At 30.9% G+C, this 9,029-nt stretch carries 8 protein-coding genes and 1 tRNA gene; 5 read left to right on the forward strand and 4 right to left on the reverse strand.

Annotation, left to right across the window (positions count from 1 at the left end):
- Together ACTG3V_RS14265 and ACTG3V_RS14270 are read left to right on the forward strand one after the other, a co-directional pair.
- Window positions 1-1,562: M1 family metallopeptidase (locus ACTG3V_RS14265; protein ID WP_439132846.1), on the forward strand; the 1,562-nt coding region annotated here is incomplete at its 5' end.
- A 187-nt stretch (window positions 1,563-1,749) separates the two neighbouring features.
- A tRNA-Gly gene (locus tag ACTG3V_RS14270) sits at window positions 1,750-1,822 on the forward strand.
- Between the two features lie 107 nt (window positions 1,823-1,929).
- Here the strand turns inward: ACTG3V_RS14270 and ACTG3V_RS14275 are convergent.
- Entirely contained in the window at window positions 1,930-2,583 is a 654-nt protein-coding gene (locus tag ACTG3V_RS14275) for a rhomboid family intramembrane serine protease (protein WP_439132847.1), read from the reverse strand.
- Between the two features lie 82 nt (window positions 2,584-2,665).
- On the opposite strand from ACTG3V_RS14275, the gene ACTG3V_RS14280 reads away from it, so the two are divergent.
- Complete coding sequence (locus ACTG3V_RS14280) at window positions 2,666-3,583, forward strand: lysophospholipid acyltransferase family protein (RefSeq protein ID WP_439132848.1); 918 nt, start codon at window positions 2,666-2,668, stop codon at window positions 3,581-3,583.
- 72 nt (window positions 3,584-3,655) lie between these two features.
- Window positions 3,656-4,576, forward strand: a complete 921-nt coding sequence (locus ACTG3V_RS14285) for a lysophospholipid acyltransferase family protein (RefSeq protein ID WP_439132849.1) — start codon at window positions 3,656-3,658, stop codon at window positions 4,574-4,576.
- Here ACTG3V_RS14285 and ACTG3V_RS14290 read toward each other — a convergent pair.
- The 3 genes from ACTG3V_RS14290 to ACTG3V_RS14300 all read right to left on the reverse strand — a co-directional run bounded on the left by ACTG3V_RS14290 (window position 4,554) and on the right by ACTG3V_RS14300 (window position 8,049).
- On the reverse strand, window positions 4,554-6,020 hold the full coding sequence (locus ACTG3V_RS14290) for an aminotransferase class V-fold PLP-dependent enzyme (RefSeq protein WP_439132850.1): 1,467 nt from the start codon (window positions 6,018-6,020) through the stop codon (window positions 4,554-4,556). The two genes, ACTG3V_RS14285 and ACTG3V_RS14290, sit on opposite strands and share 23 nt — an antisense overlap.
- 45 nt (window positions 6,021-6,065) lie before the next feature.
- Complete coding sequence (glmM, locus tag ACTG3V_RS14295; RefSeq protein WP_439132851.1) at window positions 6,066-7,454, reverse strand: phosphoglucosamine mutase; 1,389 nt, start codon at window positions 7,452-7,454, stop codon at window positions 6,066-6,068.
- 142 nt (window positions 7,455-7,596) lie between these two features.
- On the reverse strand, window positions 7,597-8,049 hold the full coding sequence (locus ACTG3V_RS14300; RefSeq protein WP_439132852.1) for a cold-shock protein: 453 nt from the start codon (window positions 8,047-8,049) through the stop codon (window positions 7,597-7,599).
- Window positions 8,050-8,354: 305 nt separating this feature from the next.
- On the opposite strand from ACTG3V_RS14300, the gene ACTG3V_RS14305 reads away from it, so the two are divergent.
- Complete coding sequence (locus tag ACTG3V_RS14305; RefSeq protein WP_439132853.1) at window positions 8,355-9,026, forward strand: TetR/AcrR family transcriptional regulator; 672 nt, start codon at window positions 8,355-8,357, stop codon at window positions 9,024-9,026.
- The last annotated feature ends 3 nt before the right edge of the window (window positions 9,027-9,029 follow it).

Below are 9,029 nucleotides of genomic sequence, written 5' to 3' on the forward strand. Positions count from 1 at the left end.
CAATAGCTCAATTTTTTCCAAGGTTATGTGTTTACAATAATGTAGAAGGATGGCAAAATATGCAATTTTGGGGGCGTTCTGAATTTGCGTTAGAATTCGGTGATTACGAAGTAAACTTAACAGTACCTGCAGATCATATTGTTGATGCTACTGGTGTATTACAAAACGAAAAAGAAGTTTTAACAAAAGAACAACGTAAACGTTGGGCGAAAGCAAGAAAAACTTTTGATAAACCTGTTTTAATAGTAACTCAAGAAGAAGCAGAAAAAGCCGAAAAAGGACGTGCTACAAATACTAAAACTTGGCAATTTAAAGCAGAAAAAGTAAGAGATTTTGCCTTTGCAACCTCTAGAAAATATATTTGGGATGCTATGGCTACAGATATTAATGGCAAAACAGTTATGGCTGTTTCTTTATACCCTAAAGAAGGTAATCCTTTATGGGAAGAGCATTCAACAAGAGCTGTTGCCACTACTTTAATTGAATATTCTAAAATAACATTCGATTATCCTTACCCAAAAGCGGTTTCTGTACATTCAGAACGTCAAGGAATGGAGTACCCTATGATTTGTTTCAACTTTGGGCGTCCAAATCCAGATGGAACCTACTCAGACAGAACCAAAAAAGGAATGTTAGGGGTTATAATACATGAAGTTGGTCACAACTTTTTTCCAATGATTGTTAATTCTGATGAAAGACAATGGACTTGGATGGACGAAGGTTTAAATTCATTTGTAGAAATTTTAGCAGAAGAAGTGTATGATCCAGAATTATTTGCTTCTAATCCTGCAAAAAATATTACCAGATACATGGGTGGAGATCAAAGTAACATCTCTCCTATTATGTCTCAAGGAGATTATGTAAAACAATTTGGTCCAAACGCATATTCTAAACCAGCTGCTGGTTTATACATGTTGCGTAAAACCATTATGGGGCCAGAATTATTTGATCATGCCTTTAGAACCTATTCTCAAAGATGGATGTTTAAACACCCAACTCCAGCAGATTTCTTTAGATCTATGGAAGATGCTTCTGGAATGGATTTAGATTGGTTTTGGAGAGGATGGTTTTATACAACTGATGTTACTGATATTGGTATTAAAACTGTAAAACCATTATATTTAACTGATAAGCCAAGTGAAAGAGTTGCTAAATTAAAAGAACAATACAAACAGTATTTTGATAATTTAGGAGATTTAGTTTATGTAACCGACAAAAAAGAAGATGCGAACCCAAAGGCAATGGATAAATATGTTGATCCAGGTACAGAAATACCAAGCTATATTTATTCTGTAGAATTCGAAAAACCAGGAGGTTTAGTAATGCCAGTAATTGTGGAAGTAACTTATGCTGATGGTACAACAGAAAAACAAACTTTTCCTGCTCAAATTTGGATGAAAGATGACAATACTGTAAAAAGAGTATTTTCGTCTACACAAGAAATTAAGAGTTTTAAAGTAGATCCAGATTTAGAAACTGCAGATGTAGATTTATCTAACAATAGCTGGCCAAAAGAAGAAAAAGACAAGTTTGATAAGTTTAAAAATAAAGTAAAAGGATAAAATTTTTTACTGTTTAGATTTCAAAGCCTCACTTTATATTGATAATTCAATTAAAGTGAGGCTTTTATCTTTTCAACAAGTTCACTAGCTTAACGACTACAATTTATTAGATTACGATTATTAAAATTATTTTATAATAAACATTGCAAAACTCAAAAATGATTTTATATTTGCAGTCCTTTACCACGCGAAAGTAGCTCAGTTGGTAGAGCGTCAGCCTTCCAAGCTGAATGTCGCCAGTTCGAACCTGGTCTTTCGCTCAAAAGACTTAATTAGCAATAATTAAGTCTTTTTTTATGGAGTTTAGTTATCAATAAATTGTCCGTATGAAGAATTGTAAAAGCTTAAATCTGATTTGTTGAAGATCTTAAAGACTTTTTAGTTTATTACCAAAAACAAGTAATAAAACGATTGGTATGGCTAAAGCAATCACAAAAACTGTATTCGTACTCACTAAAATAGGATTTAATACAAGCGTTAAAGCAAAACCACCTATGGCACCACCTAAATGCGCTGCGTGTCCAATATTCCCTAATTGTTGTTTCATTCCATAAATTGAATATAACAAATACCCAACACCAAAAATATAACCAGGTATAGGTATTGCAAAAAATAAATAGAGTTGCATCCCTGGAAATAATAATATCGAAGAATAAACGATACCAGAAACTGCGCCAGATGCGCCTACTGCACTATAATAAGGTTCATTTTTATGATTATGCAACGTGTATAAACTACCAGCCAATAAGCTACCAAAATAAATAATTAAAAAAGAAGTAACACCAAGAATTTTGGTAATTATATTGCCAAAAGCATACAAAACATACATGTTTAAGAGAAGGTGCATCCAATCTACATGCAAAAAACCAGAACTTAACATTCTAATTTTTTCATTCGCTTTTACCCTGTTTATTTGAAATTTGTATTTATCTAAAAATGCATAGTCATCAAAGCCTTTCATAGAGAATAAAACATTAACAACAATCAGCAATAAAACAATAGGATTTGTACCATCTAACATATTACAAAAGTAGCAAAATCGAATTGGTTTTACTATATAGTTTTAATTTTAATACTGATATTTGCACCTTTAAAATAGTACAATGCAATTTTTAATTTTTGCCTTAGTTTATCCTTTTGTTTGGTTGCTTTCTAAACTACCCATGCGTATTTTGTATATAGTATCTGATGTGCTTTTTATATTTGTACACTACATTTTTAAATATCGTAAAACAGTAGTTTTAGAAAACTTAACCTTGGTTTTTCCTGAAAAATCTTTAGGCGAAAAAAAACGAATCTCAAAAGCATTTTTTAAACACTTTACAGACTCGTTTATCGAAACGATTAAGGCTATTTCCATCAGTAAAAAAGAAATTTTAAAACGCTATCAATATAAAAACCCAGAATTGGTACAGGAATTTTTAAAACAAGGAAAAAGTATTGCTTTTGTGAGTGCACATCAAGCAAATTGGGAATGGTTTGCAAGTGTACCAATGGTTTTAAATTGTAGAGCTAGAGGTGCTTATACCAGTATTGGAAATAAATATTTTGATAAAGTTGTAAAAGATTCTAGAGAACGTTTTGGTTTTATTTGCTATGAATCTGCAAAAACAGTAAAAGCATTTTATGAAGATTACAAAGCCAAAAAACAAAGTATTTATTTATTAATTAGCGATCAATCTCCTCAAGTAGAGCACACCTTGTATTGGCAAAAGTTTTTAGGTATTAAAGTTCCTTTTCATGTGGGTGCAGAAAGTTTGGCTAAAAAATTTAATTTAGTCGTCATCAATTCATCAACAAAAAAAATAAAAAGAGGGTATTATGAAACTGAATTTGAATTGATTTCTGATACACCAAAAGAAGTTAAAAATTATGGAATTACAGATAAATATATTGATTTAACAGAAAAGCTGATTAAAGAACAACCTGAGTTTTATTTGTGGTCTCATAAACGTTTTAAACATCGTCATCGTTTTGAAGAGTGGAAATCTTTGAAAGCAAATAAATTAAAAAGAAAATAGCTCTTAAATCATGCATGGCATAAGCTACCCTTTTAAATTTTTAATGCGATATTTGTTTTCTAATTTTAGCTTATGAATTTCATTATTTTTTGCTTAACATACCCTTTAATTTGGTTGCTTTCTAGATTGCCTATGTTTGTTTTATATGTAATTTCAGATTTCTTTTACATGTTATTGTATTACGTTTTTGGCTATAGAAAAGGTGTTATTTTAAAAAACATATCCTACGCTTTTCCTGAAAAAACAGCAAGCGAAAAAGAAGTAATTGCAAAGAAGTTTTACAGGCATTTTACTGATATTATGGTAGAAAGTATTAAATCGTTTTCTATTTCTAAAAAACAAATTTTAAAACGGTACAAATACTTAAATCCGGAGTTGGTCAATAAATATATCGCAGAAGGCAAAAGTATTGCCCTTGTAGGTGCTCATTTATCGAACTGGGAATGGTCTTTTGGACTGCCTTTGGTTTTAGATGTTGCTGTTTTTGGCGCATATAACAAATTGAGAAATGAAACTTTTGAAAAAACATTAAAAGAGAATAGAGAAAAGTTTGGTGTTACAGGGGCTACAACATCTAATTTTATTAAAATGATTAAAAGCAACTTCGAAAATAAGATTCAAGGTGCTTATATTTTACTAAGTGATCAATCGCCTATGATTGAAAAAACATACCACTGGGCCAAATTTTTTGGTGTAAAAATACCTGTGCATACAGGAGCAGAATTGTTGGCCAAAAACCATGATTTGGTAGTGATTAACTACAGGTCTAAAAAAATTAAAAGAGGCTATTTTGAAGTAGATTTTGAAGTAATTGCCGAAAATCCAAAAGATTTTAAGGATTATGAAATTACGGAACAATTTTTACGCATCACAGAACGCAATATCAAAGAACAACCTGAATGTTATTTATGGTCTCATAATCGATTTAAACATAAAGATCGTTTTGAAGAATGGCAAGAATTACAAAACACTAAACAGCAAACCAAGAAGTAACTAATTCTTGTTCAATCGGTTTTATTGTTTTGTGAACATAATCGTTTTTCATAGCATCGTAAGTATAATCTTTAGACCACTCATCTATATTTTTCGAAAGTTCTTGTAATGATTCGCAAATAAAATTCAATTCTTTTGTGGTAATTGTAGGATGCAAAGATAAGCGCACCCAACCTGGTTTTTGAGTATTACAACCTTGTAAAATTTCTCCTTTAATTTTGTTAGACGTTTCATGATCTACATTCAATAAAAAATGACCATATGTACCTGCGCAAGAACAGCCTCCTCTTGTTTGAATTCCAAAACGATCGTTTAATAGCTTTACCACCAAATTAAAGTGATACTTTTCAAAATAAAAAGAAAAAATACTAAGGCGTTCTTTGTGATTTGGTGCCAATACTTTTACACCATGTAAACGCGCTAAAGTTTTAAAAACAACCTTATTAATTTCGTCTTCTCTTTTTTTGATGTTTGCTGTTCCCATTTTTTCTTTCAATTGAATGGACAATGCAATTTTTATCGTTTGTAAAAAACCAGGAGTTCCACCATCTTCTCTCGTTTCTACATCATCAAAATAATCGTGTTCTCCCCAAGGGTTGGTATAACTTACAGTTCCTCCTCCAGGATTATCGGGTATGGTATTCTTGTATAATTTTTTATTAAATATCAAAACGCCAGCACTTCCAGGACCACCTAAAAACTTATGTGGAGAAAAGAAAATGGCATCTAACATTTTTGTTTCATCCTCTGGATGCATATCAATAGCAACATAAGGCGCACAACAGGCAAAATCTACAAAACACAAACCATTGTATTGGTGAATGAGTTTTGCTACATCATGATAAGGTGTCTTAATACCAGTAACATTAGAACATGAGGTTATAGACGCAATTTTAATTTTTCTGTGCTCATACTTTTGAATGCATTTTTCAAAATTGTGCAAACAAACCAAACCCTCTTTATTATAAGGTACCACTTCAACATCTGCAATAGTTTCTAACCAAGAAGTTTGATTGGAGTGATGCTCCATGTGAGATACAAATACAATTGGTCTTAAATCATCTGGAATAGCAGTATGATTCTTTAAATTTTCTGAAACCTTTAAACCTAAAATTCTTTGGAATTTATTAACAACACCAGTCATACCAGAACCTGTAGTAATTAACACATCATTTTCATTGGCATTAACATGGCGTTTTATAATTTTTCTAGCTTCGTGATACGCTAAAGTCATTGCTGCACCTGTTGTAGACGTTTCTGTATGCGTATTGGCAACAAAAGGACCAAATTCATTACAAATTTTTTCTTCAATTGGCCTGTATAATCGTCCGCTTGCAGTCCAATCACAATATACTAAATCTTGTTCTCCATAAGGAGAAGTAAATGTTTGGTCTACACCAATAATTTGCTTTCTAAATTGCGAAAAGTATTGCTCTAAGTCCATTTTATAACATTAAGATTTTTATATTGCGTTTAAAAATATCCTGTTTTATAGGATTGCTTTAATTTCGTTGATAAAACGTTCTGCTAAAGCATCTGCAGCTTCTTGTGATTTTGCTTCAGTATAAATTCTAATGATTGGCTCTGTATTAGATTTACGCAAATGTATCCATTCATCAGCAAAATCGATTTTAACACCATCAATGGTATTTACATCCTCATTGGCATATTTTGCAGCCATGGTTTCTAAAATGCTATCCACATTAATTTCAGGCGTTAATTGAATTTTATTTTTACTCATAAAATAACTTGGATACGAATCTCGTAACGTTTTACAAGACACTTTTTGATGTGCTAAATGCGATAAAAACAAAGCAACACCTACCAAAGAATCACGTCCATAATGTGAAGCTGGGTATATGATTCCTCCATTACCTTCACCACCAATTACGGTATTGGTTTCTTTCATTTTAATAACCACATTTACCTCGCCAACAGCAGAAGCTGTGTAGGTACCACCATGTTTTTCGGTAACATCTCTTAAGGCTCTTGAGGATGATAAATTAGAAACTGTATTTCCTCCACCCAATCTTCCTAACACATAATCTGCACAAGCAACTAAAGTATATTCTTCACCAAACATAGAACCATCTTCAGAAACGATAGCTAGCCTATCAACATCTGGATCTACCACAATTCCAAAATCTGCGCCTTCTTTAACCACCAATTCAGAAATGGCTGTTAAATGTTCTTTTAAAGGCTCTGGATTATGAGGAAACTGACCATTTGGTGTACAATACAATTCTATGCATTCAACGTTTAATTCTTTCAACAGAGCAGGCATAAACAAACCTCCAGTTGAATTAACACCATCAACTACAACTTTAAAATTGGCTGCTTTAATGGCATCAACATCCACTAAATCAAGATTTAAAACTTCTTGTATGTGTTTTTGTAAATACGTGTTATTTTTTGAATATGTTCCTAAATCATCAACTTCAGCAAAAGAGAAATCTTCACTTTCGGCCAATGCCAAAATTTGTTCTCCATATGCACCATTTAAAAACTCGCCTTTTTCATTTAATAACTTTAATGCATTCCATTGTTTAGGATTATGAGAAGCTGTTAAAATAATACCACCATCAGCTTTTTCTAAAGGTACAGCCACTTCTACTGTTGGCGTTGTTGATAAGCCTAAATCGATAACATCGATACCTAAACCAACCAAAGTATTGGCTACAAGGCTAGAAATCATTTTACCAGAAATACGAGCATCTCTACCTATTACCACTTTTATATTTTTCTTATCTTTATTTCTACTTTTGATAAATGCTCCATAAGCAGCAGCAAATTTAACGGCATCTAAAGGTGTTAAATTATCAGCAGTTTTACCCCCAATTGTACCTCTAATACCAGATATAGATTTGATTAATGTCATTGTAATTGTTTAGTGAAGCAAATATAATTGATTTGAATCGATAATTTATAATTGCTTTTAAGGGATATATTTAAAATAAATAAAAAAACATCTAAGAGTAAATCATAGATGTTTTAAGGGTTTTTAAAGAAAATAAAAATCTTTAAATCTTTTTAACTTTTACAGCATTCATCCCACGCATTCCTTTTTCAAGCTCAAAAGAAACTTTATCGTTTTCTGCAATTGTATCAATTAAACCACTTACGTGTGTAAAATATTTTTCGCCATTATCTGTATCAATAATAAAACCAAAACCTTTAGAAGAATCAAAAAAGTTTACTTTTCCTTTTCTTACAGGATCTTCTTCTGGTAAATCTTCTTTTTTAGTAGTTGATATTTGAATATCTTCTAACTCATACTCTACTTTTAATTCTGGATCTGGAGGTGTATCTGTTAAATTTCCATTATGATCTACATAAGCAAACTGAATACCTGAACTCCCTTCAGACTCTTTGGCAGCTTTTCTAGCTTCCATTTTCTTACGTTTATCTTCACGTTTTTTTAAACGTTTTTTTTCTTTTTCACTTTTACTAAAGGTTTGTTGTGATTTTGCCATTAACTATATAACTCTGTTTTAATTTTATTATGATTTTGTTCTTGAAGAAATATCAATCAGCTAAAAGATGTTAGCCTTTGTAAATTTTATCTAAATATAAAATTAAGATAAATTAATAACGATTATAGTTTATTAAAACTTCTAGACTATACAAATATATTATAAATAAAGAGGTTTTCAAAATTGAATGTTATATAATACTCTTTTTTTATACTTAAGCTAAAGATGTTAAATAAATACTAATAAAAAAAAAACGTTTTATTTTCGATAGTAACACTATTATATTTGCACATCAATATTTTACTATGAAAGATTTATTATCTGCTTTAAAAATATCTGTGCCAAGCAAGATATACATTAAAGATCCTGAGACTTCAGAGTTAGGAAAACGCATTATAGAAAGTAGTATTATTTTAATTAATGAAATTGGTTTTGAGAGTTTTACTTTTAAAAAATTAGGACTCAAAATTGGTTCTAACGAAAGTTCTATCTACAGGTATTTTGAAAGTAAGCATAAGTTACTGTTATATTTATCTTCTTGGTATTGGGCTTGGTTAGAATATCAATTGGTTATAGAAACATTTAGTATTTCTGATAAAGATAAGAAATTAATTAAAGCTGTAGAAGTTGTTACAAGAACTGTAGAAGAAGACAGTAACTTTTCACACATAAATGAAACGTTACTATACAGAATAATTGTAAACGAAAGCTCTAAATCTTTTTTAACCAAAAAAGTAGATAAAGATAATAAAGAGGGTTACTTTGAAATTTATAAAAGGTTAATAAACAGATTGCAAGTAATGATAGCAGATGTAAAACCAAACTATAAATTTGCTATGAGTTTAGCAAGTACTATTTTAGAGGGTGGCTTGCATCAACATTTTTTAAACGAACATTTCCCATCAATTACAAATTGCAAAGCTGGCCAAACTCCAACTGATTTTTACCAACAATTAGTTTACAAAACACTCAACTAAGTT

This window comes from Polaribacter sp., from assembly GCF_965660385.1.
Classification (GTDB): domain Bacteria; phylum Bacteroidota; class Bacteroidia; order Flavobacteriales; family Flavobacteriaceae; genus Polaribacter.